The organism is Agromyces sp. SYSU T00194, from assembly GCF_040496035.1.
GTDB classification, from domain to species: Bacteria; Actinomycetota; Actinomycetes; order Actinomycetales; family Microbacteriaceae; genus Agromyces; species Agromyces chitinivorans.
Window position 1 is genome coordinate 1,649,749 of the sequence record NZ_JBEPJZ010000001.1, and the last position, 26,566, is coordinate 1,676,314.

At 73.0% G+C, this 26,566-nt stretch carries 27 protein-coding genes and 1 tRNA gene; 17 read left to right on the forward strand and 11 right to left on the reverse strand.

The annotated features are described in order from the left end of the window. Positions 1-3 precede the first annotated feature (3 nt). Positions 4-813, reverse strand: a complete 810-nt coding sequence (locus ABZK10_RS07615) for an ABC transporter permease (protein ID WP_353808577.1) — start codon at positions 811-813, stop codon at positions 4-6. Next, positions 810-1,727, reverse strand: a complete 918-nt coding sequence (locus ABZK10_RS07620) for an ABC transporter ATP-binding protein (RefSeq protein ID WP_353808578.1) — start codon at positions 1,725-1,727, stop codon at positions 810-812. Before ABZK10_RS07620 ends, ABZK10_RS07615 begins: the two co-directional genes overlap by 4 nt. A gap of 180 nt (positions 1,728-1,907) precedes the next feature. Here ABZK10_RS07620 and ABZK10_RS07625 point away from each other — a divergent pair, with 180 nt between their 5' ends. Then, positions 1,908-2,174, forward strand: a complete 267-nt coding sequence (locus ABZK10_RS07625; protein ID WP_353808579.1) for a three-helix bundle dimerization domain-containing protein — start codon at positions 1,908-1,910, stop codon at positions 2,172-2,174. On the opposite strand, the gene ABZK10_RS07630 is transcribed toward ABZK10_RS07625, so the two are convergent. Further along, positions 2,129-3,103 (reverse strand): EamA family transporter, encoded by a 975-nt coding sequence (locus tag ABZK10_RS07630; protein ID WP_353808580.1) that lies wholly within the window; start codon positions 3,101-3,103, stop codon positions 2,129-2,131. The genes ABZK10_RS07625 and ABZK10_RS07630 overlap by 46 nt on opposite strands. A 72-nt stretch (positions 3,104-3,175) precedes the next feature. Between ABZK10_RS07630 and ABZK10_RS07635 the strand changes: the two genes are divergently transcribed. Continuing rightward, positions 3,176-4,117: a LysR family transcriptional regulator gene (locus ABZK10_RS07635; protein WP_353808581.1), complete on the forward strand. Its 942-nt coding sequence runs from the start codon at positions 3,176-3,178 to the stop codon at positions 4,115-4,117. 30 nt (positions 4,118-4,147) lie between these two features. On the opposite strand, the gene ABZK10_RS07640 is transcribed toward ABZK10_RS07635, so the two are convergent. Further along, positions 4,148-5,152 carry an isopenicillin N synthase family dioxygenase gene (locus ABZK10_RS07640; RefSeq protein ID WP_353808582.1) on the reverse strand — a complete coding sequence of 335 codons (1,005 nt, stop codon included), beginning with the start codon at positions 5,150-5,152 and terminating at the stop codon, positions 4,148-4,150. A 249-nt stretch (positions 5,153-5,401) separates the two neighbouring features. Beyond that, complete coding sequence (locus tag ABZK10_RS07645; RefSeq protein ID WP_353808583.1) at positions 5,402-6,100, reverse strand: LysE/ArgO family amino acid transporter; 699 nt, start codon at positions 6,098-6,100, stop codon at positions 5,402-5,404. A 70-nt stretch (positions 6,101-6,170) separates the two neighbouring features. Here ABZK10_RS07645 and ABZK10_RS07650 point away from each other — a divergent pair, with 70 nt between their 5' ends. Next, the gene (locus ABZK10_RS07650) at positions 6,171-7,067 is read left to right on the forward strand and encodes a LysR family transcriptional regulator ArgP (RefSeq protein WP_353808584.1); all 897 of its coding nucleotides are present in this window, start codon (positions 6,171-6,173) and stop codon (positions 7,065-7,067) included. A 4-nt stretch (positions 7,068-7,071) separates the two neighbouring features. Here ABZK10_RS07650 and dgt read toward each other — a convergent pair whose 3' ends face one another. Together dgt and ABZK10_RS07660 are read right to left on the reverse strand one after the other, a co-directional pair. Next, positions 7,072-8,583: a dGTP triphosphohydrolase gene (gene dgt / locus ABZK10_RS07655; RefSeq protein ID WP_353808585.1), complete on the reverse strand. Its 1,512-nt coding sequence runs from the start codon at positions 8,581-8,583 to the stop codon at positions 7,072-7,074. A 10-nt stretch (positions 8,584-8,593) separates the two neighbouring features. Then, on the reverse strand, positions 8,594-9,820 hold the full coding sequence (locus ABZK10_RS07660) for a pyridoxal phosphate-dependent aminotransferase (protein ID WP_353808586.1): 1,227 nt from the start codon (positions 9,818-9,820) through the stop codon (positions 8,594-8,596). Between the two features lie 111 nt (positions 9,821-9,931). Here ABZK10_RS07660 and ABZK10_RS07665 point away from each other — a divergent pair, with 111 nt between their 5' ends. The 9 genes from ABZK10_RS07665 (at position 9,932) to ABZK10_RS07705 (ending at position 15,557) form a co-directional block, all read left to right on the forward strand. Further along, the gene (locus ABZK10_RS07665) at positions 9,932-10,870 is read left to right on the forward strand and encodes a cytochrome b/b6 domain-containing protein (RefSeq protein WP_353808587.1); all 939 of its coding nucleotides are present in this window, start codon (positions 9,932-9,934) and stop codon (positions 10,868-10,870) included. A gap of 170 nt (positions 10,871-11,040) precedes the next feature. Beyond that, positions 11,041-11,113: transfer RNA gene (locus ABZK10_RS07670), tRNA-Trp, on the forward strand. 40 nt (positions 11,114-11,153) lie between these two features. Next, complete coding sequence (secE, locus tag ABZK10_RS07675; RefSeq protein WP_353808588.1) at positions 11,154-11,429, forward strand: preprotein translocase subunit SecE; 276 nt, start codon at positions 11,154-11,156, stop codon at positions 11,427-11,429. A gap of 69 nt (positions 11,430-11,498) precedes the next feature. After that, positions 11,499-12,422: a transcription termination/antitermination protein NusG gene (gene nusG, locus ABZK10_RS07680; RefSeq protein ID WP_353808589.1), complete on the forward strand. Its 924-nt coding sequence runs from the start codon at positions 11,499-11,501 to the stop codon at positions 12,420-12,422. A gap of 111 nt (positions 12,423-12,533) precedes the next feature. Continuing rightward, positions 12,534-12,962 carry a 50S ribosomal protein L11 gene (gene rplK / locus ABZK10_RS07685; RefSeq protein WP_353808590.1) on the forward strand — a complete coding sequence of 143 codons (429 nt, stop codon included), beginning with the start codon at positions 12,534-12,536 and terminating at the stop codon, positions 12,960-12,962. A 108-nt stretch (positions 12,963-13,070) separates the two neighbouring features. Then, positions 13,071-13,760 (forward strand): 50S ribosomal protein L1, encoded by a 690-nt coding sequence (gene rplA, locus ABZK10_RS07690; protein ID WP_353808591.1) that lies wholly within the window; start codon positions 13,071-13,073, stop codon positions 13,758-13,760. 119 nt (positions 13,761-13,879) lie between these two features. Next, entirely contained in the window at positions 13,880-14,305 is a 426-nt protein-coding gene (locus ABZK10_RS07695; protein WP_353808592.1) for a hypothetical protein, read from the forward strand. A gap of 59 nt (positions 14,306-14,364) precedes the next feature. Then, a complete protein-coding gene (locus tag ABZK10_RS07700) occupies positions 14,365-14,712 on the forward strand; it encodes an iron chaperone (protein WP_353808593.1) in 348 nt (115 codons plus the stop codon). After that, positions 14,709-15,557, forward strand: a complete 849-nt coding sequence (locus ABZK10_RS07705) for an FHA domain-containing protein (RefSeq protein ID WP_353808594.1) — start codon at positions 14,709-14,711, stop codon at positions 15,555-15,557. The genes ABZK10_RS07700 and ABZK10_RS07705 overlap by 4 nt, the downstream gene beginning before the upstream one ends. Before the next feature lie 43 nt (positions 15,558-15,600). Here the strand turns inward: ABZK10_RS07705 and ABZK10_RS07710 are convergent, their stop codons facing one another. Further along, complete coding sequence (locus tag ABZK10_RS07710) at positions 15,601-16,965, reverse strand: NAD-dependent succinate-semialdehyde dehydrogenase (RefSeq protein ID WP_353808595.1); 1,365 nt, start codon at positions 16,963-16,965, stop codon at positions 15,601-15,603. Between the two features lie 142 nt (positions 16,966-17,107). Here ABZK10_RS07710 and ABZK10_RS07715 point away from each other — a divergent pair, with 142 nt between their 5' ends. From ABZK10_RS07715 to ABZK10_RS07725, 3 genes are all read left to right on the forward strand, one after another. Then, entirely contained in the window at positions 17,108-18,289 is a 1,182-nt protein-coding gene (locus ABZK10_RS07715) for a CaiB/BaiF CoA transferase family protein (RefSeq protein WP_353808596.1), read from the forward strand. After that, the gene (locus tag ABZK10_RS07720; protein WP_353808597.1) at positions 18,286-19,494 is read left to right on the forward strand and encodes an acyl-CoA dehydrogenase family protein; all 1,209 of its coding nucleotides are present in this window, start codon (positions 18,286-18,288) and stop codon (positions 19,492-19,494) included. The genes ABZK10_RS07715 and ABZK10_RS07720 overlap by 4 nt, the downstream gene beginning before the upstream one ends. A gap of 184 nt (positions 19,495-19,678) precedes the next feature. Continuing rightward, positions 19,679-20,536: a hypothetical protein gene (locus tag ABZK10_RS07725; RefSeq protein WP_353808598.1), complete on the forward strand. Its 858-nt coding sequence runs from the start codon at positions 19,679-19,681 to the stop codon at positions 20,534-20,536. 79 nt (positions 20,537-20,615) lie between these two features. On the opposite strand, the gene ABZK10_RS07730 is transcribed toward ABZK10_RS07725, so the two are convergent. The 3 genes from ABZK10_RS07730 to ABZK10_RS07740 form a co-directional block, all read right to left on the reverse strand. Continuing rightward, the gene (locus tag ABZK10_RS07730; protein ID WP_353808599.1) at positions 20,616-20,942 is read right to left on the reverse strand and encodes a hypothetical protein; all 327 of its coding nucleotides are present in this window, start codon (positions 20,940-20,942) and stop codon (positions 20,616-20,618) included. A 194-nt stretch (positions 20,943-21,136) separates the two neighbouring features. Then, a complete protein-coding gene (locus tag ABZK10_RS07735) occupies positions 21,137-22,573 on the reverse strand; it encodes an aspartate aminotransferase family protein (RefSeq protein ID WP_353808600.1) in 1,437 nt (478 codons plus the stop codon). Between the two features lie 173 nt (positions 22,574-22,746). After that, complete coding sequence (locus tag ABZK10_RS07740; RefSeq protein ID WP_353808601.1) at positions 22,747-24,231, reverse strand: CoA-acylating methylmalonate-semialdehyde dehydrogenase; 1,485 nt, start codon at positions 24,229-24,231, stop codon at positions 22,747-22,749. A gap of 171 nt (positions 24,232-24,402) precedes the next feature. Here ABZK10_RS07740 and ABZK10_RS07745 point away from each other — a divergent pair, with 171 nt between their 5' ends. Next, positions 24,403-25,998, forward strand: a complete 1,596-nt coding sequence (locus ABZK10_RS07745; protein ID WP_353808602.1) for a PucR family transcriptional regulator — start codon at positions 24,403-24,405, stop codon at positions 25,996-25,998. A gap of 118 nt (positions 25,999-26,116) precedes the next feature. Then, positions 26,117-26,563, forward strand: coding sequence for a VOC family protein (locus tag ABZK10_RS07750; RefSeq protein ID WP_353808603.1), 447 nt, complete (start codon positions 26,117-26,119; stop codon positions 26,561-26,563). Positions 26,564-26,566 lie beyond the last annotated feature (3 nt).

Consider the following 26,566-nt stretch of genomic DNA (forward strand, 5'->3'; position numbering starts at 1 on the left):
CTGTCACGCGTCGCGGCGGATCCAGCGGAACGTCACCCGCGAGATCACGAGTCCGACGACCAGCCAGATGAGCAGCGCGATCGCCACGCCGCCGAGGTCCCAGACGCCGTTCTGCTCGAGTACCTCGAAGTCCTCGGGGAGGAACACGGCGCGCATGCCCTGGGCCATCCACTTCAGCGGGAAGATGCTCGCGATGTTCTGCATCCACTCGGGCAGTTGGTAGAACTGCAGGTACACGCCCGAGATGAACTGCAGCACCAGCACGATCGGGATGACGACCGCGGTCGCGGACTTGGCCGAGCGTGGCACCGACGAGAGGGCCACGCCGAGCAGCGCCGAGGTGGCGATGCCGAGCACGAACACCCAGGCGAAGGTGGCCCACTTCGCGGGCTCGGTGGGCAGTTGCACGCCGAAGACGAGCGCCGACACCGACAGCAGCAGGGCGGCCTGCAGCACGCCGGTCACGAAGACCTGGCCCATCTTGCCGATGAAGAAGGCGATCGGCGACAGCGGGGTGCCCCCGAGGCGCTTGAGGGTGCCGTCGCCCTTCTCGCCCGCGATGTCGACCGCCAGGTTCTGCACGCCCGAGAGCAGCAGGCCCGCGGCGAGCAGGCCGGGCAGGTAGTAGGCCGCGAAGCTCACGCCCTCCGCGCCGGGGCCGGGGGTGATGTCGCCCATGGAGCTGAAGGCGGTCGCGAAGATCGCCAGCATCACCACCGGGAACAGGAAGGTGAAGAACACGGCGTCGGGGGTGCGGAAGTACCCCTTGGTCTCGTAGCCGACGCGCGACGCGCCGGTGGTCATGATGCTCATGCCGCGACCTCCTCGGTCTGGTCGTGCGAGTGCTCGGCGGCCTCGCCGACGAGCTCCAGGTAGATGTCCTCGAGGCTCGGGCGCACGACCTCGAGCCCGACGGGCTCGCGTCCCATGCGCTGCACCATCTCGGCCACGAGCGCGCCCGGTCGGTCGGTGCGCTCCTCGCGCGCCGTGCCGTCGGCCTCGCGCCAGCGCACGATCGGCACGCGCGCCTCGGCGCCGCCGATCTCGTCGATGGCCCCGATGTCGACCAGCTTCCCGCCGGCGATGACGCCCGCCCGGTCGCTCAGCTGCGCCGCCTCGTCGAGGTAGTGCGTGGTGAGCAGGATGGTCGTGCCCTCGCGCTTCAGGTCGCGGATGAGGGTCCAGAAGTCGCGCCGGGCCTGCGGGTCGAAGCCCGTGGTCGGCTCGTCGAGGAAGAGCAGCTCGGGCCGCCCGACGATGCCGAGCGCCACGTCGACGCGCCGTCGCTGCCCGCCGGAGAGCTTCGCGATGCGGGTCTTGGCCTTGTGCTCGAGCCCGACGGCGGCGATCACCTCGTCGACGTCGCGCGGGTTCGGGTAGAACCCGGCGAAGTGGGCGAGCTGCTCGCGCACGGTGTAGGCGCCGGCCTCGCCGGTCGACTGCAGCACGATGCCGAGCCGGGCCTTCCAGTCGAGCCTGCCGTGCGCCGGGTCGACCCCCAGCACGGATGCCTCGCCGCCGGTGCGCCTGCGGTACCCCTCGAGGATCTCGATGGTGGTGGACTTGCCCGCGCCGTTGGGCCCGAGCAGCGCGAAGGTCTCGCCGCGCGCGATCTCGAAGCTGATGTCGTCGACCGCGGCGACGGACCCGTAGTGCTTGGTGAGGCCCCGCACGTACAGCGCGGGTCCTGCGTCTCGGCCGCGTCCCGCGGCATCCGTCTCGTTCATGCTTCCACGGTGGCAGCGCCGGGACGACCCCGGTAGCGCCCGGGAGCGGGATTTCCGGCATCCACCGATCGGGGGATGCGGCTCCGCCGGTCGGGCTCGACGCCATGGCTGCGGATGCCTCATGCGCACCGCATCGCGGACTCACAGCCGATACTCACCTGACGCGGGCAGCATCGCCCCATGGCAGCCATCGAGCGCAATCGCGACGAGTACGCCGAGGTCGAACAGGTCGTCGACCGCCTGGGGGAGAAGTTCGAGGAGCTTCCGCGCGCAGTCGTCGCGGACGTGGTCCATCACGTGCACCTCGGACTGCAGGGCAACCCGATCCGCGAGTACGTCCCCGTGCTCGTCGAACACGGAGCCAAGGAGCAGCTGCGGGCGATCCGCCGCGGCCTCGCGGATCAGCCGGGAGCGGGTGCCGACGAGCGCCGCGTCGCCGCGCCCTGAGCCTCGGGAGGTTCCGGGCGAACGGCGCCCGGAACCGCAGCGGCGCGCCGCCGGGCGCGCCGAGACCGCAGGTCGACGAGCGTCGGCACGGCCACGCCCGCGACGAGCAGCACGCTGCCCGCGAGCTCGAGCGCGTTCGGCGACTCGCCGAGCACGAGCCACGCGGCGGCCATGCCCACGGGCGGCACGAGGAGCGTGAACGGCACGACGTCGGCGGCCGGGTAGCGGCTGAGCAGCGCGTTCCAGATGCTGTAGCCGACGAGGGATGCCGCCCCGGCGGTGTAGGCGACCGACACGGCCGTCTCCCAGCCGAGCGTCGTGAACGCCTCGCCGACGGCGGCGGGCCCGTCGACGACGAGGCTCGCCGCGAGCGCCGGCACGGGCACCACGAGCGCCGACCAGACGACGAGGCCGAGTCCGTTCGACGGCGGGGCGCTGCGGGCGACCACGTTGCCGATGCCCCAGCTGAGCGCCGCGGCCAGGCAGAGCGCGAGGGGCACCAGCGCCGCGGCCCCGGCGCCGTCCACGCGACCGGCGCCGACGACGGCGAGGCCGGCGAGGCCGACCGCGGCACCGAGCAGCTGCACCCGCGAGGGCCGCTCGCGCAGCACGATCGCGGCGATCGCGATCGTGAAGATCATCTGGCTCTGCAGCACGATCGGGGCGAGGCCGGTCGGCAGGCCGAGGTGCATGGCGGTGAACAGGAGTGCGAACTGCCCGACGCTCATGAAGCCGCCGAGGGCGAGGAGGGTGCGCCAGGGCACGTCCGGCCGCGGCACGACGAACACGAGCGGCACCGCGACGAGGGCGAACCGCAGCGCGAGGAGCACGAGCGGCGGGCTGTCGCGGAGGCCGAGGTCGATGGCGAGGAAGTTGACGCCCCAGATGACCGCGACGAGCGCGGCGAGGAGGGAATGCCGGGTGGACATGGATCCATCGTCGCCCGACCGATCGTCCAGCACCAGTTCCGATTCGTGCCGTGTACCACGTAGCATCGCTGCATGATCGATCCGCAGGGGCTGCGCGCACTCGTCGGCGTTGCCCAGCACGGCAGCGTTGCGGCCGCTGCCACGGCGCTCGGCTACACGCCCTCCGCGGTCTCGCAGCAGGTCAAGCGGCTCGAGGGCGAGCTCGGCGACGCGCTGCTCGAGCGCCGCGGTCGCGGGGTGCTGCTCACCGAGCGGGGCCGCGTGGTCGCGCACGAGGGGCGGGCGCTGCTCGATGCCATGCAGCAGCTCGTCGCCGGCGGCACGGGCGCCGGCGCCGCGTCTGCGCCCGTGCGCATCGCGTCCTTCTCCACGGCCACCCGCGGCCTCGTCGGACCCGCGGTGCAGGCGATGCGGCGGGCGGCGGCGGACGCCGGCCCGGGGGCATCCGCCCCCCTCGACCTGCGGGTCTCGAGCGTCGACCCGTTCGAGGCGGTCGTGCTGGTCGACCGCGGCGACGTCGACCTCGCGATCGTGCACGACTGGGACTCGGTGCCGCTCGTCGTGCCCGAGGGGCTCGTGCGCGAACCGGTCTGCCGCGACGAGGCCGACGTGGTGCTGTGGGCCGACCACCCGCTCGCGACCGGCCCGGCCGTCGACCGCCACGCGCTCGTCGACGAGGCCTGGGGGTCGACCCCGCGCGGCGCGATCTGCCACGAGGCGCTGCTGCGGCTGTTCACCGACCTCGGGCGCGTGCCGCGGATCGTCGCGGAGGACCCCGACTTCGCCTCGCTCACGGCGCTCGCGGCCAGCCGGGTCGCCGTCTGCCTCGTGCCGCGCCTCGGCCGGGTGCCGCTGCCCGAGGGCACCGTGGCGCTGCCGCTCGCCGACCGCAGCCAGGTGCGCCAGGTCTCGGTCGTGACGCGCGCCGCGCGGGCCGGCAGCCCGGCGATCCGTGCGGTCGTCGACGCCCTGCGGGTCGCCGCGGCGGATGCCCCGGGCGCGCGGGCCGCCTGAGCCGCCGCGCCCGCCCGGAGCATCCGGAACCTACGCCCCGACCAGCAGGTGCGGGTGCTGGGCCTCGACCACGTTCGGGTGCGCGCGCAGCCGGCTCTTCAGCCAGTTCTCGCCGAACACCGCGTGCAGCGGGTTCGCCGGGTCGTCGGTGGCGCCCGCGGCGTCGGCCGCGAGGGCCGGCGGCAGCTCGATCGACGGGATGCGCGCATCGAGCGACGGGCCGTGGAAGTAGGGGATCGAGATGCGCTCGGTGCCGGGCTCGGGCGAGACCACGCGGTGCAGGGTCGCCTTGAGGTACCCGTCGGTGGCGATCTCGAGCAGCTCGCCGATGTTCACCACGAACGACCCGGGCGGCGGGGTCACGTCGATCCACTCGCCCTCGTGCTCGACCTGCAGGCCCGCCTTGCCCTCCTCGACCGACAGCAGCGTCAGCACGCCGAGGTCCTTGTGCGCCCCGACGCCCTGCGCGGGCTGCTCGGCCTCCACGCCGGGGTAGCGCACGATCTTCATGTAGGGCGACGGGGTCGCGAACGCGGCGTCGAACGCGTCGGCGGGGGCGCCGAGCGCCTCGGCCCAGGCGCGCAGCAGGCGCGTGCCGACCTCGTCGAGGCGGGCGATCCACTCCTCGGCGACCTCGCGCAGCTCGGGCAGCGCCTCGGGCCACAGGTTCGGGCCCTGCAGCGCCCAGTAGTCGGGGGTGTGCTCGCCCGCGGGCACCTCGGGGCGCTCGGCGCCGATGTCGATCTGCTCGCGGATGTCGACGCGGCCCTGCGTGCGCTCGCCGCCCATGCGGGTGTAGCCGCGGAAGTGCGGGCTGTGCACGTTCTCGATCGCGAGCTTGTGCGACTCGGGCAGCGCGAAGAACGCGCGGGCCACGTCGTACGCGCGGTCGATGAGCTCGGCGGGCACGCCGTGCCCGATGAGCGAGAAGAAGCCGACCTCGTGGGTCGCGCGTCGCAGGTCGTCGCGGAACGCGGCCTGCTGCTCGGGCGTGCCGTTCAGCAGGGAGAGGTCGAGGACGGGGATGCCGGTCATGATGACGGTCCTTTCAGGGGTGCCGGGAGAGGGTGCGCCGTCGATGCGGCCCCGGCATCCTGCTGGGTCGGCCCGTGGCATCCGTCCCGGTGAACCGGGTGAGCGGATGCCGCTGGGCTGACGCGGGCGCGTCGGATGCGGCGTGAGCGGGCTGCGGTCGGCGGCGCGGAGATTCGCGCCCTGGGGTCGTCGGGGAGACGACCGCCTAGCGGCGACAGCAGCGACAGGAGTTGGTGCTCACGATGGCAGTCAGGCTACCACCAGCGAGACCGCGATCGCGACCATGACCACCGCGATCACCCCGTCGAGCACGCGCCAGGCGGTCGGCCCCGCGAGCACGCGCCCGAGCAGCCGCGCGCCGTATCCGAGCGCCGTGAACCAGGCCAGGCTGCCGAGCGCCGCGCCGAGCGCGAAGGTCCACCGGGCGTCGCCGTAGGTGGCGCCGATGGAGCCCAGCAGCACGACCGTGTCGAGGTACACGTGCGGGTTCAGCCAGGTGAGCGCGAGGCAGGTGAGCACCACCGGCACGAGGCCGGTGCCGGCGCGGGCGGCGACGGCGACGGATGCCACGGGCCCGGCGCCGCCGTCTGCTGCGCGCTCGCCGGAGGCATCCGTCGCGCCCGCTCCCGCGGGGTCGGTCCCGACCACGAGCCCGGTCTCGCCGCCGCGCAGCGCGCGCCGCGCGGCGAGCACGCCGTAGCCGAACACGAACAGCGCGCCCGCCCACCGGGCCACGTCGACCAGCCACGGCACCCTGCCGATCGCCGCGCCCATGCCGCCGACGCCCGCGGCGATGAGCAGCGCGTCGGACGCCGTGCAGATCGCGACGACCGCGAGCACGTGCTCGCGTCGGATGCCCTGGCGCAGCACGAAGACGTTCTGCGCGCCGATGGCGACGATGAGCGAGAGGCCGAGGCCGAGGCCGGCGGCGAGCACGGTGGGGTCCACGGATGCGACGCTAGGCGTGCCGCCCGATGAAAGCCAGCTCAGGTTTCTACGCAGTCATTAGCATTGCTTCATGCAGATTCCGCTCGACCTGGCCCGCACCCTCGCCGCGGTCGTCGACGCGGGCACCTTCGAGGCGGCGGCGGCCGAGCTCTCCGTCACGCCGTCCGCCGTCTCGCAGCGCGTGAAGCAGCTCGAGCAGCGGCTCGGGCGCGTGCTGGTCGTGCGCGCCAAGCCCGTGCGTCCGACCGAGGCCGGCGCGGCCGTGGTGCGCCTCGCCCGCCAGCTGGCGCTCCTCGAGCACGACGCGCTCGCGGCGTTCGGCGGCGACCCCGGGGCATCCGACCGCCGCGCCACCGTGCCGCTCGCCGTCAACGCCGACTCGCTCGCCACCTGGTTCCTGCCCGCGCTCGCCGCGGTGGAGCGCGAGCACGCGGTCGTGTTCGACCTGCACCGCGACGACCAGGACTTCACCGCGGGGCTCCTCGAGTCGGGCACCGTGATGGGTGCCGTCACCTCGCGCGCCGAGCCCGTCGCCGGATGCCTCGTGCGGCCGCTCGGCGTCATGCGCTACACCGCCGTGGCCACGCCGGCGTACGTCGCCAGGCACCGGCGGGAGGCGGCGGACGCCGCGTGGCTGGCCCGTGCGCCGCGCATCGACCTCGACCGGCGCGACGACCTCCAGGCGCAGTACCTGCACGCCCGGGGCGTCGACGACGCCGGCGCCCCGCGCCATTACGTGCCCGCCTCGAACGACTTCGCGGCGGCGGTCAAGCTCGGGCTCGGCTGGGGGCTGCTGCCGGGCTTCCAGTCGGACGCCGAGCTCGCCGACGGCAGCCTGGTCGCCCTCGGCGGGCCGCCCGTCGACGTGCCGCTGCACTGGCAGCAGTGGAACCTCGGCTCGCCGCTGCTGGACGCGGTGGCCGACGGCCTCCTGCGCGCCGCGCGCCACGAGCTCCTGGCGGCCTAGCGGCTCAGAGGTTGTGCCCCACGTCCCACAGCCGGTCGGGGCGCCCGTCGATCGCCTCGGAGACGGCGAACGCCTGGTCGTCGGACAGCGACGCTACGTAGTCGACCACGCCGCGGCCGATGCCGAGCGCCCGCACCGCCGACGGCTCGGGCAGCGGCACGCCCTCCGGGCGGTCGACGCGGATCGCCGCGTAGCCGTCGGTGGCGATCTCGACGAGCTCGCGCAGGCGCTGCGGCACGCGGTCGCGGTCGTCCTCGTCGTGGATCCACGCGGTGAGGCCCTTCACCGCACGGGTGAGCACCCGGCTGAGGCCCCGCTGGTACATCACGATGTCGGAGCGGTCGAGGATGAAGTGCCGGTGCACGAACTTCAGGATCTCGACCTCGTGCCAGGCGCGGGTGTCGAGGGTCACGGGGCCGGCGCGCACGACGTCGGGCGGGGCCGGCACGACCGAGGACCGCAGGTGGCCGATCCAGCGGTTGGTGAACGACGACAGGGCGCGCTCCGACGCGATCGACCCGTCGAACGGGCTCGCGAGCAGGCCGTCGACGAGGTCGTCGGCGACGACCCCGACGGCCTCGCGGAACGCGTCGTCGTCGGCGATCCAGTCGTCGCCGCGGCGGAGCTTGCGGCGAAGGCCCTCGAGCGCCGCGCCGGCAGGTGCCCCGCGGCCCCGCAGCTCCTCGTCGTCGAGGCGGCCCAGCGCTGCGCCGTCCTCGATCCAGCCGCGGAACTCGCGCGCCACCGCGCCCTGGCCGAGCAGGCCCGCCCGGTGGAAGTCGTCGACGTCGTGGATCGAGTAGGCGATGTCGTCGGCGATGTCCATGATCGCGCACTCGAGCGTCTGCTTCAGGGCCGGATGCCCCTCGCGGGCCTCCTGCAGGTCGGCCGCGTCGATGCCGTAGGCGGAGTACTTCGCCACCCGCGGCCCGCGCGGCGTGCGGGTGAGCCCGCGGGGGAGCGGGCCGTCGCCGAGCGCGGCGGCATCCAGGTGCCCGGTCCACGGGTACTTCGCGACGGCGCTGCGCACCGCGGCGGTGAGGTTCAGCCCGAGCGGCGCCGTCTCGCTCACGTCGAGGGTCGCCAGGATGCGGTAGGTCTGCGCGTTGCCCTCGAAGCCGTCGGGCAGGCCGAGGGCGTCGCGCGCGAGCCGGTCGAGCACGCGCTCGCCGAGGTGCCCGAACGGCGGGTGCCCGAGGTCGTGCGCGCTCGCCGCGGCCTGCACGACGACCGCGTCGCACCCGTGCTCGCGGGCGAACGCGTGCGTCGGGGCATCCGGGTCGACCAGCGTCACCGCGATCGCGCGCGCGACCGCGGTCACCTTGATCGAGTGGCTCAGCCGGTTGTGGATGAGCGGGCCCGCCCCCGGCTGCCCGATCACCTGCGTCACCGCCGACAGGCGCGAGAAGTAGGGCGAGAAGCGCACCCGCTCGAGGTCGAGGCGGAACTGCGAGTGCTCGCCGACGACGTCCGCGCTGCTGCGCGGTTCCTCCACGTGCCGGGTCGCGCGGGCCATCGGCGCCCCGCTACCCGAACAGGCGCTGCAGTCGCTGCACGCCCTCGAGGAGCGCGTCGTCGCCCAGCGCGTAGCTGAGGCGCAGGTACCCGCTCGGGCCGAACGCCTCGCCGGGCACGGCGGCCACCTCGGCGCGCTCGAGGATGAGGTCGGCGAGCTCGAGCGACGTCGTCGGCGTGACGCCGCCCCACTCGCGGCCGAGCAGGCCCGAGACGTCGGGGTAGACGTAGAACGCCCCCTCGGGCACGGGCACGTGCACGCCGTCGATCTTCGACAGCTCGGCGACGATCGTGCGGCGGCGGCGGTCGAACGCGCGGCGCATCTGCTCGACGGGCTCCTGGGGGCCGGTGAGCGCGGCGATCGCGGCGCGCTGCGAGATGTTCGACACGTTCGAGGTGAGGTGCGACTGCAGGTTCGCCGCGCCCTTGATGACGTCGGCGGGGCCGACCATCCAGCCGAGGCGCCAGCCGGTCATCGCGTAGGTCTTGGCGACGCCGTTCACCAGGATCGTGGTGTCGGCCAGCTCGGGCACCGCCTCGACGATCGAGGTCGCCCGCGGCGGCGCGGCATCCGGGTCGCCGTCGAGCGGCCCGTAGGTGAGGTTCTGGTAGATCTCGTCGGTGATCACCCAGATGCCGTGCTCGAGGGCCCACTCGCCGATCTCGCGCACCTGCTCGGCCGAGTAGACCGCGCCGGTCGGGTTCGACGGCGAGACGAACAGCAGCACCTTCGTGCGCGGCGTGCGCGCGGCCTCGAGCTGGTCGACCGTGACCCGGTAGCCCTGCTCGGCCCCCGCGAAGACGTCGACCTGACGTCCGCCGGCGAGGCCGATCGCCTCGGGGTAGGTGGTCCAGTACGGGGTCGGCACGAGCACCTCGTCGCCCGGGTCGACGAGCACCTGGAAGGCCTGGTAGACGGCCTGCTTGCCGCCGTTGGTCACGACGACCTGGCTCGGCGCCACGGCGAGGCCCGAGTCGCGCAGCGTCTTGGCCGCGACGGCCTCGCGCAGCTCGGGCAGGCCCGCGGCCGGCGTGTAGCGGTGGTTGCGCGGGTCGCGCACGGCCTCGAGCGCGGCCTCCACGATGTGCTCGGGGGTCGCGAAGTCGGGCTCGCCCGCCGCGTACGAGATGACGGGCCTGCCCTCGGCCTTCAGGGCCTTGGCCTTGGCGTCGACCTTGAGGGTCGCGGACTCGGCGATGGCGGCGATTCGGGCGGAGAGACGGTGCTGCGCGGTCACCCCTCCAGCCTACCGAGGAGCGGATGCCGCGGGCAGGTCGGGGAGTCTGGATGACGCATCGCGTCCGGACGGTTCGCCGGGGTGCCCGCGCATTGCCAGAATGGACTCCCGATGCACACCACGACGACACCGGATGCCACGGGCAGCCGCCGCCCCCGATGGCGGTCGGTGCTGCTGTGGTCGCTCGTCGCGCTCGCGGCGCTGGTCGTCGTCGTGCTCGTCGCGCGCTGGCTGCGCACGCTGCCCGACGTCGAGGGGTTCATCGCCGAGTACCCGGGCACCTCGCCGCTGCCCGAGGGCGCGCCGGTCGGCATCCCGGCGTGGCTGGCGTGGCAGCACTTCCTGAACGCGTTCTTCCTCGTGCTGCTGGTCAAGACGGGTCTCGTGCTGCGGGCGAAGCAGCGGCCGAAGGTCTTCTGGCGGCGCGACAACACCCGCGGCATCCGCACCGCCGGCGCTCCGCGGCGCATCGGCATCGACCTCTGGCTGCACCTCTGGGTCGACGCGCTCTGGATGCTGAACGGCGTCGTCTACGTCGTGCTGCTGTTCGCGACCGGCGCCTGGATGCGCATCGTGCCGACGAGTTGGGACATCGTGCCGAATGCCGTGTCGGCAGGCCTCCAGTACGCGTCGCTCGCCTGGCCCGTGCACGACGGGTGGGCGACGTACAACGCGCTGCAGCTGCTGTCGTACTTCGCGACCGTCTTCGTCGCGGCGCCGCTGGCGTTCCTCACCGGCCTGCGGCTGTCGTCGGTGTGGCCGCAGCAGGCGGCCCGCCTGAACCGGGCGTTCCCGGAGCGACTCGCGCGGGCGGTGCACTACCCGGTGATGCTCTACTTCCTGGGCTTCACGGCCGTGCACGTGACGCTCGTGCTCACGACCGGCATCCTGCGCAACCTCGACCACATGTACCTGGCCCGCGACACCGAGACGTGGATCGGGCTCGTGATCTTCGCCGCCTCGCTCGTCGCCATGGTCGCGGCCTGGGTGCTCGCGCGGCCCGCGCTGCTGAAGCGCATCGCCGCGCGCAGCGGGCAGGTGTGGGGGTGAGGTGCGGGTTCCGGCCTCGGTTGGACTGGCCGCGCGGCATCACCTAGACTGTCTGAGGTTGTGAACTCAGCCAAGCTTCTCCGTGCCCGCGAACGGGCAGAATCCCAGCACTGACGGGCACGAGGAAGCCGCACGTTCACGACACCGTCGGCCGCGATGTGCGCGGTCGAAGGGCGGTGGCTCAATTGGTAGAGCAGCGGTCTCCAAAACCGCAGGTTGCAGGTTCGAGTCCTGTCCGCCCTGCGAGTCGGCAGTGAATGCCGGCCCATGAAAGGTGTACGAGGTGGCCCGAAGAGTAACCGACGAACCCAGCGAGGACGTCGTCGCCAAGGCGAAGCAGGATCGCGCCGAGCGGCGCAATCCCTTCGCCCGGATCGCCCTGTTCATCCGACAGGTCATCGCAGAACTGAAGAAGGTCGTCACCCCGACCCGGCGCGAGCTGGTGAGCTTCACCATCGTCGTGCTGGTGTTCGTGCTCATCATGATGGGCATCGTGTGGGCGCTCGACCAGGTCTTCAGCTGGCTCGTGATCTACGTCTTCGGTACGCCGGGCGTCTAGATCCCGGGCACGGCCTGGACGACGGCGGTGCGATCCGCCCCCCGAACCGAAATCGAAGGACTGAGACACGTGGCAAAGACCGAGCGCGAGGACGTCGACTGGGCGACCGCTGCCGAGCAGTCGTCCGAGGACGACGAGGCCCAGGAGGGCAACTCGCTGCAGCGCGACGAGCAGTCCGTGGAGCCCGCCGAGCACCGCGCCGTGCACATCGTCGACGACGAGGGCAACGACGTCGACCTCGACGCCGTGCTCGACTCGCTCGCCGAGGCGAGCGACCCCGAGGCCGACAAGGTCGTCGACGACGCCCTCGACGTCGACAGCGCCGACGAGGCCGAGGCCGCGGCAGAGGCCACCGAGGAGGAGGAAGAGGAGGCCCACGACCCCTACGAGGAGTTCCGTCGCGAGCTGCGCTTCCTCCCGGGCAAGTGGTACGTCATCCACTCCTACGCCGGCTTCGAGCGCCGCGTGAAGGCGAACATCGAGCAGCGCCGCGAGACCATGGCGATGGCCGACTACGTCTACCAGGTCGAGGTCCCGATGGAGGACGTCGTCGAGATCAAGAACGGCCAGCGCAAGATGGTCAACCGCGTGCGCATCCCGGGCTACGTGCTCGTGCGCATGGAGCTCAACGAGGAGAGCTGGTCGGTGATCCGCCACACGCCGGGCGTCACCGGCTTCGTGGGCAACGCGCACAACCCGACCCCGCTCCGCTTCGAGGAGGCCTTCGGCATGCTGAAGAGCCTCGTCGAGCCCAAGGAGGCCCCCGTCAAGGCCGGCAAGGCCGGCGGCGGCGCCCAGGCTGCGCGTCCGATCCCCGCCGAGGTCGACTTCGAGGTCGGCGAGACGATCACCATCAAGGACGGCTCGTTCGCGGGCCTGCCCGGTTCGATCAGCGAGATCAAGCCCGAGAGCGGCAAGCTCACGGTGCTGGTCTCCCTCTTCGAGCGCGAGACCCCGGTCGAGCTCAGCTTCGACCAGGTCACCAAGCTCTAGCCGGCGTCCGCCGCCAGGGCTCACCGAGACCCCAGACCACCGCCGCCCGGACAGGCCGGGCGCGCGGGAGAGTGCCCCGCCAGGGGCGTTCGAACAGGAAGAGAGAAAACTATGGCACCGAAGAAGAAGGTCACTGGTCTGATCAAGCTTCAGATCAACGCCGGCGCCGCGAACCCCGCCCCGCCGATCGGCCCCGCACTGGGCCAGCACGGCGTGAACATCATGGAGTTCTGCAAGGCGTACAACGCCGCGACCGAGTCGCAGCGCGGCAACGTGATCCCCGTCGAGATCACCGTGTACGAGGACCGCTCGTTCACGTTCGTGCTCAAGACCCCGCCCGCCGCGGAGCTCATCAAGAAGGCCGCCGGCGTCGCCAAGGGCTCGGGCGTCCCGCACACCACCAAGGTCGGCAAGATCTCGTCCGACCAGGTCCGTGAGATCGCCCAGCAGAAGATGGCCGACCTCAACGCGAACGACCTCGACGCCGCGTCGAAGATCATCGCGGGCACCGCTCGTTCGATGGGCATCACGGTCGAGTAAGCCTCGATCGGCGGATGCATCCGGCCAGGAGGCATCCGCTCGTCACCAGACATCTCGTGGCAGCGCCGGCCAGGCGCGATGACCACACACTCTTCAAGGAGAACCAACATGGCACAGAAGTCCAAGGCCTACCGGGCCGCGGCCGAGAAGATCGAGGCCGGCAAGTACTACACCCCGACCGAGGCCGTCGCCCTCGCGAAGGAGACCGGCTCGGCGAAGTTCGACTCGACCGTCGAGGTCGCGCTGAAGCTCAACGTCGACCCCCGCAAGGCCGACCAGATGGTGCGCGGCACCGTCATCCTCCCGCACGGCACCGGCAAGACCGCCCGCGTGATCGTGTTCGCGACCGGTGACGCGGCCGAGGCCGCCATCGCCGCGGGTGCGGACGAGGTCGGCGGCTCCGACCTGATCGCCAAGGTCGCCGACGGCTACACCGCCTTCGACGCCGCCGTCGCGACCCCCGAGCTCATGGGCCAGGTCGGTCGTCTCGGCAAGGTGCTCGGCCCGCGCGGCCTCATGCCGAACCCCAAGACCGGCACCGTCACCCCGAACCCGGCCAAGGCCGTGTCCGACATCAAGGGCGGCAAGATCGAGTTCCGCGTCGACAAGCACGCCAACGTGCACTTCGTCGTCGGCAAGGCCGGCTTCACCGCCGACCAGCTGAACGAGAACATCGCGACCGCCCTCGAGGAGGTCGTGCGCCTCAAGCCGTCGAGCGCCAAGGGCCGCTACATCCAGAAGGGCTCGGTCTCGACCACCTTCGGCCCCGGCATCCCGCTGGACGTCAACAGCATCTAGTCGATCCGTCGACCACGCGAAGGGCTCGCCTCATGGCGGGCCCTTCGTCGTCGTCCCCCACGGGCGGATGGGGGGTTCCCCCGATGCGCCGCCCGCGCGGCCCGCGTAGCGTCGTCGGCATGGACCTGGCAGTCCTCGCGGGAGTCGTCGCCACGGCGATGTTCGCGATCAGCCACTTCCCGATGCTGCGGAAGGCGATCGCGACGCGGGACCTGCACTCCTACAGCCTCGGCAACCTCGTCATCCTGAACGCCGCCAACCTCATCTACTCGGCCTACGTCTTCACGCTGCCGCTCGGTCCGATCTGGATCCTGCACAGCTTCTACGTGGCCGTCGCCGCGACGATGCTGGGCCTCTACGTCGGCACCGGCGCGCACCGGTCGGGCGGCGGGGCCACGCGGGCGCGCCGGGCCCGTCGGGACGCGACGCCCGCCATGCGGGCGCATCGGGAGCCCCCGAGGATTCGAGCCCGGCGCAGCCCCGGGCCGCCGGCCGGCGCCGCGCCCGAGGACGCCCACCCGACCGGCGGCCTCATCCCGGTGTGAGGCGCGCCCGCCCGGGGGTGCGGATGCGCGTGCCGCGCGAGCGATGGGAGGATGCGCGTATGGGTGAGATCGCCGACTACCTCGACACGCTCGACGGCGCCGAGCGGGACGCCGTCGCACACGTCTACGAACGGGCCCGCGCCGTGGTGCCCGAGGCGGAGGAGGGCACCGGCTACGGCATGCCCGCGCTCCGCCTGCGCGGCAAGCCGCTGCTGGCCGTGCAGGTCGCGCGGGCGCACGTCGCGCTGTATCCGTTCAGCCCGGAGGCCGTCGCCGCGGTCGCCGACGAGCTCGCCGCCTTCTCCCTGTCGAAGGGAACCATCCGCTTCCAGGTCGACCACCCCGTGCCCGACCCCGTGCTCGATCTGCTCGTGTCGGCGCGGCGCGACCAGATCCTCGGCGCGTGAGCACGACGCCGGAGCCCGACGAGGGCGGTCCCGCCCTCCGCATCACCGAGGGGCGGCGCGCCGGCGACCGGATCGCCCTGCCCGAGGGGCGCGCCACGCTCGGGCGCGGCGAGGATGTCGACATCCGCCTCGACGACGGCGGCGTCAGCCGCATCCACGCATACCTCGATCGAGCGGGCGAGTCGGTGCGGATCACCGATGTCGGGTCGACCAACGGCACCACCGTGAACGGCCTGCCCGCGCGCGGTGCGCACCCGCTCGTGGCCGGGGACGAGGTCGGCATCGGGGAGGTGCGGCTCGTGCTGGAGCTCGCGCCCGCCCGGGTCCCCGAGGCGGCGCCCGTGCCGACACCGGTGCCCGCGCGAGCGACCCCGCGACGCGGGGTCCGCCTCGGGCGGGTGCTCGTGATCGGCGGGAGCGTGGAGGCCGCCGTGGCCGCGGTCGGGTGGATCGGAGCCGCGGTCGCGGGCTGGGCGATCGGCGCACTGTGGATCGTGGCACCGCTCGTCGGCGTCGCGGCGGCAGGCGCGGCGATCTGGGCGGATGCCCGGCACTCGCGCCATGAGGCGCCGGGTGGACGCACGAGCGCGCCCCAGCCGCCCGCAGGGGCGGCACCGGACGCCGCGGACGCCGCGGCCCGGCCGCCCATGTACACGCCGCCGCCGACCGAGCCGCATGCGGTCACGACCGAGGCGCCACGTCTCGACGGCGGCGGGCATCGACCCACCCGGGTCTCGGCGGCCGTCGCCGCGGTGGTCGCGGTCGCCGCCGTCGGCATCGGCGGCGCCGCGCTCATTCTCGTGGTCACGGCCGTCGCGAACGCCGTCGTGGCGGGGTTCGCCTGAGCCCGATCGGGTCTGCCTTCCGCAGCCCCGGCCGGCGCCCGGCTCAGCCGACGCGGATGAGCTTCTTGTTGACGAACTCCTCGGCGGCGAAGCGGCCGAGCTCGCGGCCCGAGCCGGAGCGCTTGATGCCGCCGAACGGCAGCTCCACGCCGTCGGCGAGCACCAGGTTCACGAAGACCATGCCGGCCTCGATGCGGTCGGCGACGCGCGCGGCCTGCTCGGGGTCGGTGGAGTAGACGTAGGAGCCGAGCCCGTACGGGGTGTCGTTCGCGATGGCGACGGCCTCCGCCTCGTCGGCGGCGCGGTAGACCTGTGCGATCGGCCCGAAGAACTCCTCGTGACGCGCGTCGGCGCCGGCGGGCACGTCGCTCAGCACGCCGGGCTGCACGAACGCGCCGGCGCGGGCGCCGCCGGTGAGGGTCGCGCCCTGGGCGACGGCGCGATCGAGCTGCTCCTGCAGGCGGTCGGCCGCAGTGGCGGACGACAGCGGGCCGACGGCCGCGTCGGGGGCGTTGGGGTCGGTCGCCTCGACGGCGGTGACCGCGGCCGTGAACTTCTCCGCGAAGGCGTCGTAGAGCTCGTCGAGCACGATGAACCGCTTGGCGGCGTTGCACGACTGGCCGGAGTTGTCGAGGCGCGCGTCGACCGCGGCCTGCACGGTGGCGTCGAGGTCGTCGGTCGAGAGCAGGATGAACGGGTCGGAGCCGCCGAGCTCGAGCACGACCTTCTTGAGGTTGCGGCCGGCGATCTCGGCGACCGCGGCGCCCGCGCGCTCGGAGCCGGTCAGCGACACGCCCTGCACGCGCGGGTCGGCGATGACGGTCTCGATCTGGGCGTTGGTGGCGTAGATGTTCACGTAGGCGCCGTCGGGGAGCCCGGCGTCGCGCATGATCTGCTCGATCGCCGCAGCCGACTCGGGGCACTGCGGGGCGTGCTTCAGCAGGATCGTGTTGCCGACCACGAGGTTCGGGCCGGCGAAGCGGGCCACCTGGTAGTAGGGGAAGTTCCACGGCATGATGCCGAGCAGCACGCCGAGCGGGCTGCGGCGCACGACGGCCGTGCCCTCGCCGGCGAGCAGGTCGATCGGCTCGTCCTTGGTGAACTCCTCGGCGTGGTCGGCGTAATAGCCGTAGATCTCGGCGGCGAAGTCGACCTCGCCGAGCGCGTGCTCGAGGGGCTTGCCCATCTCGCGCACGATGATCGCGGCGAGCTCGTCACGGCGCTCCGTGTGCAGCTCGGCGACGCGGCGCACGAGCGCGGCGCGCTCGGCCGGCGTCGCGCTGCGCGCCCAGCCGGTGAACGCGGCCTGCGCGCGGTCGATCGCACCGGCCAGCTCGGCGTCGGTGATGGTCGGGTAGGTTGCGACGGTCTCGCCGGTCGCCGGGTTGACCACTGCGTATTCGCTCATGCGAACAGCCTAGGTCGGCGGGCGGATGCCGCGGCCCGACGTGTTGGCGGAATCCGGCGCCGGACCATACAACGTGTACAGGTCGCCCGGGTGAACGTGCCGGATAGTCTGCACGCATGAGCGAGGCGACGGCGGCGGACCGGTGACGGGCCACGGCCCGCTCCACGGCGTTCGCGTTGCGGACTTCTCGCGCGTGCTCGCGGGTCCGTACGCGACCATGCTGCTCGCCGACTTCGGCGCCGACGTGGTGAAGATCGAGTCGCCCGAGGGCGACGGCACCCGCCAGTGGGCGCCCCCGGTCGACGCGCGCGGCGATGCGACCTACTTCGCGGCCGTGAATCGCAACAAGCGCTCGGTCGTGTGCGACCTCGCGACGCCCGGGGGGCTCGCCCGGGCGCGCGGGCTCGCCACGACCGCCGATGTCGTGGTCGAGAACCTGCGGCCCGGAACGATGGCGCGCTTCGGGCTCGCCCCCGACGACCTGCGCGCCGCGAACCCGCGCCTCGTCACGTGCTCCATCACCGGGTTCGGCAGCGGCGCGGGCGCCGCGCTGCCCGGCTACGACCTGCTCGCGCAGGCGATGGGCGGGCTCATGAGCATCACCGGCCCGGCGGACGGCGCACCCGCGAAGGCGGGCGTGGCCCTGGTCGACGTGCTGGCCGGCATGAACGCCGTCACGGGCATCCTGCTCGCCCTGCGCGCCCGCGACGACCCCGACGGCGACGGGCTCGGCCGCCACGTCGAGGTCGACCTGCTGACCGGCCTGCTCTCGGCGCTCACCAACCAGGCCGCCGGCACGCTCGCGACCGGGCAGCCGCCGGCGCGCACCGGCAACGCGCACCCGAGCATCGCCCCGTACGCCCTGTTCCGCACCGCCGACCGTGCCCTCGTGCTCGCCGTGGGCACCGACCGCCAGTTCCGCACGCTCGTGGGGCTGCTCGGCGCCCCAGAACTCGCTGACGACCCGCGCTTCGCGACGAACCCCGACCGGGTCGCGCATCGCGACCTGCTGACGGCCGCGCTCGAGGTGCGGCTGGCCGGGGCATCCGCCGCCCACTGGGCCGACGTGCTCACCGACGCGGGCGTGCCCGCCGGGCCCGTGCACGACATCGCCGAGGCGTTCGCCCTGGCCGAGCGGCTCGGGCTGGGGTCGGTCGTCGAGCTGGGCGGCGACGACGGTTCGGCACCGAGCCGGTCGGTCGCGAACCCGATCCGCCTCGACCGCGGCGGGGCCGAGTACCGGCTGCCGCCGCCCCGGCTCGGCGAGCACCCCGACGCCGCCTGGCGGGACACCCGCACCGAACCGGAAGGACCCACCCCATGACCGACCCCGTCGACGCCGTCTTCGACCTGGACGCGCTGCTCACCGAGGAGGAGCTCGCGTGGCGCGATCGCGCGCGGGAGTTCGCCCGCACGCGGCTCGCGCCCGTGGTGGAGGCCGACTTCGACGCCGCGCACTTCCGCGGCGAGCTGGTGCCCGAGCTCGGCGCAGCGGGCCTGCTCGGCATGCACCTCACGGGGTACGGCTGCGCGGGCGCGGGGCCGGTCGCGTACGGCCTCGCCTGCCACGAGCTCGAGTACGTCGACTCGGGCTGGCGCACGCTCGTCTCGGTGCAGGGCTCGCTCGCGATGACCGCGATCGCGAGGTTCGGCAGCGACGCGCAGCGCGAGGCGTGGCTGCCGCGCATGGCGACGGGCGAGGCGATCGGATGCTTCGCGCTGACCGAGCCCACCGGCGGCAGCGACCCCGCGGCGATGACGACCGGGGCGCGGTTCGTCGACGGCGAGTGGGTGCTCGACGGGGCGAAGCGGTGGATCGGGCTGGCCAGCGAGGCATCCGTCGCCGTGGTCTGGGCGCGCACCGACGCCGCCGGCGAGGAGGCCCTCGGCGACGCCGACGGGGCGGCCGCGGGCGGCCGGGTGCGCGGGTTCGTGGTGCCGACCGACACCGCGGGGTTCACCGCGACGCCCATCGCGGGCAAGCGCTCGATGCGCACGAGCATCCAGTGCGACGTCGTGCTCGACGGCGTGCGGCTGCCCGCCGACGCGGTGCTGCCCGGCGCGCGCGGGCTGTCGGCACCGTTCACCTGCCTCGGCGAGGCGCGCTACGGCATCACCTGGGGCGCGATGGGCGCGGCGCGCGCCTGCCTCGACGCGGCGGTCGCCCGCTCGCGCTCGCGCGAGGTGTTCGGCCGGCCGATCGGGGCCATGCAGCTCACGCAGGCCAAGCTCGCCGACATGCTCGTCGAGTACGAGAAGGGCATGCTGCTGGCGCTCCACCTCGGCCGGGCGAAGGAGCGCGGCGCGCTCACGCCCGAGCAGGTCTCGGTCGGCAAGCTGAACGCCGTGCGCGAGGCGATCTCGATCGCGTCGCAGGCGCGCACCATCCTCGGCGGCGACGGCGTGACCGATGAGTTCCCGGTCATGCGCCACCTCGCGAACCTCGAGTCGGTGCGCACCTACGAGGGCACCGACGAGATCCACCAGCTCGTGCTGGGGCGGGCGCTGACCGGGCTCGCGGCGTTCTAGCCTGCCGAGGCGCGTGCACGACACGCGGAAGCGGAGGGTAGGGTCCCCCGAAGTGGGGAGCGCCGTCCGGATGCAGCGGTCGGTACAGTCCGATTCGGACCGCCGTTGGCGTGCGCATCTGGTCCATCATCCCGTTCGGAGACATGGGCGGGGCGACGCGCCCAATCACCGTTCGAGGAGCATCGTGACCGCAGCATCCACCCCCGACGACCCGGCCGGCGCGCGCTCCGGCATGGACCGCCGCAGCGTCGTCAAGGCCGCCGCCTGGACGGTGCCGGCCGTCGCCGTCGCCGCGTCCGTGCCGGCCCATGCCGCGTCGACGCCCGACGACCCCTGCATCCCGACGACGTTCCTCGACGGCCTGCAGCCGGGTACCTCGCCGAGCAGCATCACGTTCTTCCCGTCCACCGTGTTCGCGTCGCTCTCGTACGCGTCCAGCGGGCAGGGCGGCGACAGCACGCCGGGCGACACCGGTCAGGTCGCAGCGACGAGCACCACGCCGTCGTGGAACTACATCGAGATCGAGATGGTCTCCCAGCTCAACGCGGGCGACTGGGTGGAGCTGACGATCAACCTGAGCGTGCCGGTCGTGGGCCTGTCGTTCACGCTCCACGACATCGACTGGGTCGACGACGCGTGGTACGACACCGTCAGCGTGACGCCCGCCGGTTACACTTCGACGCCCGGCGCCAACGTCCTGGGTTCGGGGGCCTCCGGTGATCCGTTCCGGCCGATCATCGAGGGCGACACGCCGATCGACAGCGGCCAGGGCGATGTGCGCATCGAGTACCCGCTCTCGGGCCCGGTCTCGCAGGTCGTGATCCACTACCAGGCGGGCATCACCGGCAACTCGGGCAACCAGCACATCGGGCTCGGCGACCTCAGCTTCGAGAACTGCCCGGAAGGGGCGACCCTGGCTCCCTCGACCCAGACCCTCCAGGGCACGGCACTCCGCAGCGCCCCGTCGGAGCCGCGGTCGCGGCACCAGATCACGACGGGTGAGACGACGTTCGTGCCCTGCGACGGCAGCGAGGACACCTGATCGCAGGTCTCGACACGGTCGAAGCGCCGGGCGGCATCGCCGCCCGGCGCTTCGCCGTGCGAGGGGCGGGTGCGAACCGCTAGTTGAGCCCGGGGATGACCAGCCAGCCCTGCTCGAGCACGATCCAGAGCGCGATCAGCACGAGGGCGATGATGGTGAGCGTCATGCCGAGGCGGCCCCGGGTGACGAGGGCGACGACCAGCACCACGAGCAGCGCGATGCCGAGCACGAGCGAGCCGAAGGGGATGCCCGTGACGAACAGCGACAGCACGAACAGCGCGGCGACGACGATCTCGATGATGCCGACGATCGCCGAGCCGCGGGCGCGGACCCGCCAGATGCCGTCGACGAGGGCGAGCACGCCGCCGACGAGTGCGATGAGCAGGAGCCAGGACAGGGTGATCACGGTGGTTCCTTCCGGTCAGGGGCGCAGGCGAGGATGACGGCCTGAGCCCGTGATGCATCCGGCCGGGGGTGCTCCGGATGCGGTGCCCGCGAACGGGCCGGAGCCAGCATAGGGATCTCCCCGACGTCCGTCGATTTCGTCCCGGGGGCTTGTGCGGCCCCCGGGACATCCGCTATTTCACGCGGGAGTCGCCGTCAGGCCACCATCGCGTCGGCGCGGTCGAGCGCGCGGTCGATCACGTCGAGGCCGCGACGCAGCTCCGCCTCGGAGATGACCAGCGGCGGCGCGACGTGCAGGCGGTTGAAGTGCGTGAACGGCCAGACGCCGCCCTCCTTGCACGCGGCCGCGACGGCGGCCATCGGCGCGGCATCCGCCCCGCTCGCGTTGAACGGCACGAGCGGCTCGCGGGTCGCGGGGTCGCGCACGAGCTCGATCGCCCAGAACAGGCCGAGCCCGCGCACCTCGCCCACCGACGGGTGGTGGTCGGCGATCTCGGCCAGACGCGGGCCGACGACCCGCTCGCCGAGGTCGCGCACCCGCTCGAGGATGCCATCGCGCTCGAACACCTCGAACGTCGCGACGCCGGCGGCGCAGGCGAGCGGATGCCCCGAGTAGGTGAGCCCGCCCGCGAACGGCACGGTGTCGAAGTGCGACGCGATGCGCTGCGAGATGACCACGCCGCCGAGCGGCACGTAGCCCGAGTTCACGCCCTTCGCGAAGGTGATCAGGTCGGGGGTGACGCCGAAGTGGTTCACGGCGAACCACTCGCCGACACGGCCGAAGCCGACCATGACCTCGTCGGCGATGTAGACGATGCCGTAGCGGTCGGCGAGCTCGCGCACGCCCTGCAGGTAGCCGGGCGGCGGAACCAGCACGCCGTTGGTGCCGACGATCGTCTCGATGATGATCGCCGCGATGGTCTGCGGCCCCTCGAGCGTGATGACCTGCTCGAGGTGCGCGAGGGCGCGCTCGGTCTCCTGCTCGGGCGTGGTGGCGTGGAACGACGAGCGGTACGGGTACGGCCCGAGGAAGTGCGCGACCGAGCCGTCGGAGGGCTCGTTCGGCCAGCGCCGCGGGTCGCCCGTGAGCGAGATCGCGGTCGCGGTGCCGCCGTGGTAGCTGCGGTACATCGACAGCACCTTGCGCCGCCCCGTGACCTGGCGCGCCATGCGCACCGCGTACTCGTTCGCATCCGCCCCGCCGTTGGTGAAGAACACCTTGTCGAGGTCGCTCGGCGCCACCTCGGCGATGCGCCGGGCGAGCTCGCCGCGCACGTCGTTCGCCATCGACGGCTGGATCGTCGCGAGCCGGCCCGCCTGCTGCTGGATCGCGACGACGAGGTCGGGGTGCTGGTGCCCGAGGTTCAGGTTCACCAGCTGGCTCGAGAAGTCGAGGTACGCGTTGCCCGCGTAGTCGCGGAACGTCGACCCCTCGCCCGACGCGATGGGCAGCGGGTCGATCAGCGCCTGCGCGCTCCAGGAGTGGAACACGTGCCCGCGGTCGTCGGCGCGCACGCGCGCGTCGGCCTCGCGGTCGGGCAGCGGATGCACAGAGCCGTCGCGCCGGGTGTAGGTCGCGCCCGGGGCATCCGTCGTCTCAGGGGCATCCGTCGCCGTCATCGTGTCGGTCATGTGGGTCTCCGTCCATGGAGTGCGGTCACTTTTCAGGAGTGCCCGGGGAGGTGGTGGTGAGATGTTGCTGGTGGGGCGATCGAGTGCAGCAATGGTGCAGGTTCCGGATGCTCCGTGCAGCAACTCGCCACGCAGCCCGGCCCGGCTCCTGAAAAGCGCCGCCCTCGTGAGCGTCAGTGGTTGCTGGGGAAGCCCAGGTCGACCTGCGAGGGGGTGTGGTCGGGCCAGCGCGTGGTCACGACCTTGGAGCGGGTGTAGAAGTGCACCGACTCGGGGCCGTAGATGTGGGCGTCGCCGAACAGCGAGTCCTTCCAGCCGCCGAACGAGTACGCGCCGATCGGCACCGGGATCGGCACGTTCACGCCGACCATGCCGACCTCGATGTCGAACTCGAACTGGCGCGAGGTGCCGCCGTCGCGGGTGAAGATCGCGACGCCGTTGCCGTAGCGGTTGGCGTTCACGAGCGCGACGGCCTCGTCGTAGGTGTCGACGCGCACGACCGACAGCACCGGGCCGAAGATCTCGTCGTCGTAGGCCTTCATGCCGGGCCGCACGTGGTCGAGCAGGCTCACGCCGATGAAGAACCCGTCGCCGTCGAAGGCCTTCGTGGTGCCATCGACGACGACGGTCGCGCCCTCGGCGGTTGCGCCGGTGACGTAGGAGGCGACACGGTCGCGGTGCTCGCGCGTGATGAGGGGGCCCATCTCGCTCGCGGCATCCGTGCCGGCGCCGATCGTGAGGTCGTCGATGCGGCGGGCGATGCCGGCGACCAGCTCGTCGGCGACGTCGCCGACCGCGACGAGCACCGAGACGGCCATGCACCGCTCGCCGGCCGAGCCGTACGCGGCCGAGACGGCGGCGTCGGCCGCCGCGTCGACGTCGGCGTCGGGCATGACGACCATGTGGTTCTTCGCGCCGCCGAGGGCCTGCACGCGCTTGCCGGCGGCGGATGCCCGCTGGTAGATCGTGCGCGCGATCGGCGTCGAGCCGACGAAGCTGACCGCGTCGACGTCGGGGGAGTCGAGGATCGCGTCGACCGCGACCTTGTCGCCGTGCACGACGTTCAGCACGCCGGCAGGCAGTCCCGCCTCCTCGAACAGCTCGGCGAGCAGCATCGACGCGCTCGGGTCCTTCTCGCTCGGCTTCAGCACGACCGTGTTGCCGCAGGCGATGGCGGATGCCACCATCCACAGCGGCACCATGACGGGGAAGTTGAACGGGGTGATCGCGCCGACCACGCCCACGGGCTGCTTCACCGAGTGCACGTCGACACCGCCCGCGACCTGCTCGCTGCGCTCGCCCTTCAGCAGGTGCACGAGGCCGGCCGCGAACTCCACGTTCTCGATGCCGCGGCTGATCTCGCCCGCGGCATCCGACAGCACCTTGCCGTGCTCGCTCGTGACGACGGCGGCGATCTCGGGCGTGCGCTCCTTGAGCAGCTGGCGCAGGCGGAAGAACACGTCGGCGCGCTTGATCAGGCTCGTCGCGCGCCACGCGGGCAGGGCTGCACGGGCGGCGGCGATCGCGCCTGCGACCTCGGCATCGCTCGCGAGCGCGACCTCGTGCTGCACCTGGCCGGTGGCCGGGTCGTAGACGGGTGCGCGGCGCTCGGCTGCGCCGGTCTCGGTGCCGTTGATGCGGTGTCGGATGAGGCTCACGGATGCTCCTGGCTGGTGTTCACGCGCCGGCGCCCGGACATTCTGCCCGGGCGCCGTCTAAGCTGGTTCATCAATACTTACAGAGCCGGAGCGTGGTTCAGGATGCCAGAACGTCGGGAAGATCCGAGGTCCCGCACAGAACGTCCGGGCCCGGCGGCGGTCGGTCACGGGGTGCTGCCGACCGTCGGCGAGCTGCTCGCGCTGCCCGCCCTCGTGGAGGGCATGCCGGAGGTGCTCGTCGGCGAGCAGGCGCTCGAGGCGCCCGTGCGCTGGGTGCACGTGTCCGACTCGGCCGGCGTCGCCCGGCTGCTGGAGGGCGGCGAGCTGCTGCTGTCGACCGGTTCGGGCTGGCCCGAGGAGCCGATCGAGCTGTCGACGTTCATCGCGGGGCTGGTCGAGGCCGGGCTCTCGGGCCTCGTGCTCGAGCTCGGCAGCCACTTCCACTACGTGCCGGCGGTCGTCGTGCAGGCGGCCGCCACCCACGGGCTCGCGCTCGTCGCGCTGCACCGCGAGGTGAAGTTCGTCGCGGTCACGCAGGCGGTGCACAGCCGCATCATCTCGGAGCAGACCAGCGCGCTGCGCGCGCTCGACGAGCTGCACGAGCTGTTCACGTCGCTGAGCCTGCGCGGCTCGCCCGCCGACTACATCGTGCGCCAGCTCGGGCACGCGCTGCGCTCGACCGTGGTGCTGGAGAACCTCGCGCACGAGGTCGTCGCGCTCGAGCTCGGCGGCGAGTCGGAGGAGGACGTGCTCACCCGGTGGGAGCCGCGGTCGCGGCTCGCGCACCGCGCGACCGAGCAGCGCTCGGCGCTCGGGCAGGCGGCGCGCTCGCCGGAGGACTGGCTCATCGTGCCGGTCGAGGCGCGCGGCATCCGCTGGGGCTCGCTCGTGGCGCTGCCGGGGCCGCCGCATCCCGCGGGGCGTGCGAACGTGCTCGAGCAGGGGGCGATCGCGCTCGCGTTCGGGCGGCTCGGCGACGCGGCCCGCGACACCGACGAATGGACCCGGCTCGGCCAGCAGCGCCTCGTCGACGAACTGCTGGAGGGGCGGTTCGGCGGGCAGGGCGCCGCGTCGGCGCGGGTCGATGCCGCGGGGCTCCCCGTCGAGGGGCGCACGCTGGTGGGGCTCGCCGTGACGGGGGCCGGCCGGGCGGCGCCCGCGGTCGTGGCGGCCGCCCGCGAGCAGGGCGCGGCGGCGATCGGCGCCGTGCGCGGTGACACGACGATCGCGATGCTCTCGCTCCCCGGTGCGACCCGGTTCGACGACCAGGTGGCGGGCCGGTTCGCCCGTGACCTGGCCCGCCTCGCGGGCGCCGAGCCCGAGCGCGTGGTCGTGCACGTCGGCGGCGCGGCGCACGACCTGCCGTCGCTGCTCACGGCCGTGCAGGAGGCGATCGAGCTCTCCCGCTCGCGCCCGACCCGCCAGCGCGGCCCGCTCGTCAAGCGCGTCGACGACCGACCGCTCGCGCGCCTCGTGACGGCGCTGCGCGACGACCATCGGCTGCAGGAGCACTCCGAGCGCATGCTCGCGCCGCTCATCGAGTACGACCTGCAGCGCGGCGGCGACCTGCTGGCGGTGCTCGGCGCGGCGCTGGCGCATCCGGGCAACCGCACCGCCGCGGCATCCGCCTCGCACCTGTCGCGCTCGGTGTTCTACCAGCGCATCGCGCTGATCTCCGACCTGCTGGGCGCCGACCTCGACGACGGCGAGACGCTGACGGCGCTGCACCTCGCCCTGCTCGCGCGGCAGGCCGGCACGGGTCGCTGAGCGCCGCGCCCGCCGTTCCGGTTACTTGCTATTGACAAGCGTGCTTGCGAAGAGCAAGCCGTGCGTGTCGGCGATCCGGCCGACCGGTCCACGGGACCGATCCACTCAGGGGGACCCCATGACGCACATCTTCGTGAACCTCGCGACCGCCGACCTCGACGGCGCGAAGGAGTTCTACACCGCGCTCGGCTTCGAGCTGAACCCGCTCTTCACCGACGAGAACGCCGCGTGCGTGGTCGTCGACGAGAACATCTACTTCATGGTGCTGACCCGGGAGTTCTTCCAGGGCTTCACCGACAAGCAGGTCACCGAGCCGACCACGCACGCGCAGGTGCTCACCGCGCTCAGCCGGGAGTCGCGGGAGGAGGTCGACGCGATCATCGAGCGCGGCCTCGCCGCGGGCGGCACGGAGCCGCGCCCGGCCGTCGACCTCGGCTTCATGTACTCGCGCGACCTCGAGGACCGCGACGGCAACATCCTCGAGTTCCTCTACATGCTCCCCGAGGCGGTCGAGATCGGCCCGCTCGCCTACGCGGCCGAGCACGGCGTGCAGGAACCGGCCTGATCG

What these genes read in the sequence shown, in the direction of transcription:
- ABZK10_RS07615 (WP_353808577.1), bottom strand. Translation starts at nt 813, where the DNA reads ATGAGCATCATGACCACCGGCGCGTCGCGCGTCGGCTACGAGACCAAG.
- ABZK10_RS07620 (WP_353808578.1), bottom strand. Translation starts at nt 1,727, where the DNA reads ATGAACGAGACGGATGCCGCGGGACGCGGCCGAGACGCAGGACCCGCG.
- ABZK10_RS07625 (WP_353808579.1), top strand. Translation starts at nt 1,908, where the DNA reads ATGGCAGCCATCGAGCGCAATCGCGACGAGTACGCCGAGGTCGAACAG.
- ABZK10_RS07630 (WP_353808580.1), bottom strand. Translation starts at nt 3,103, where the DNA reads ATGTCCACCCGGCATTCCCTCCTCGCCGCGCTCGTCGCGGTCATCTGG.
- ABZK10_RS07635 (WP_353808581.1), top strand. Translation starts at nt 3,176, where the DNA reads ATGATCGATCCGCAGGGGCTGCGCGCACTCGTCGGCGTTGCCCAGCAC.
- ABZK10_RS07640 (WP_353808582.1), bottom strand. Translation starts at nt 5,152, where the DNA reads ATGACCGGCATCCCCGTCCTCGACCTCTCCCTGCTGAACGGCACGCCC.
- ABZK10_RS07650 (WP_353808584.1), top strand. Translation starts at nt 6,171, where the DNA reads ATGCAGATTCCGCTCGACCTGGCCCGCACCCTCGCCGCGGTCGTCGAC.
- dgt (WP_353808585.1), bottom strand. Translation starts at nt 8,583, where the DNA reads ATGGCCCGCGCGACCCGGCACGTGGAGGAACCGCGCAGCAGCGCGGAC.
- ABZK10_RS07665 (WP_353808587.1), top strand. Translation starts at nt 9,932, where the DNA reads ATGCACACCACGACGACACCGGATGCCACGGGCAGCCGCCGCCCCCGA.
- rplK (WP_353808590.1), top strand. Translation starts at nt 12,534, where the DNA reads ATGGCACCGAAGAAGAAGGTCACTGGTCTGATCAAGCTTCAGATCAAC.
- rplA (WP_353808591.1), top strand. Translation starts at nt 13,071, where the DNA reads ATGGCACAGAAGTCCAAGGCCTACCGGGCCGCGGCCGAGAAGATCGAG.
- ABZK10_RS07695 (WP_353808592.1), top strand. Translation starts at nt 13,880, where the DNA reads ATGGACCTGGCAGTCCTCGCGGGAGTCGTCGCCACGGCGATGTTCGCG.
- ABZK10_RS07700 (WP_353808593.1), top strand. Translation starts at nt 14,365, where the DNA reads ATGGGTGAGATCGCCGACTACCTCGACACGCTCGACGGCGCCGAGCGG.
- ABZK10_RS07710 (WP_353808595.1), bottom strand. Translation starts at nt 16,965, where the DNA reads ATGAGCGAATACGCAGTGGTCAACCCGGCGACCGGCGAGACCGTCGCA.
- ABZK10_RS07720 (WP_353808597.1), top strand. Translation starts at nt 18,286, where the DNA reads ATGACCGACCCCGTCGACGCCGTCTTCGACCTGGACGCGCTGCTCACC.
- ABZK10_RS07735 (WP_353808600.1), bottom strand. Translation starts at nt 22,573, where the DNA reads ATGACCGACACGATGACGGCGACGGATGCCCCTGAGACGACGGATGCC.
- ABZK10_RS07750 (WP_353808603.1), top strand. Translation starts at nt 26,117, where the DNA reads ATGACGCACATCTTCGTGAACCTCGCGACCGCCGACCTCGACGGCGCG.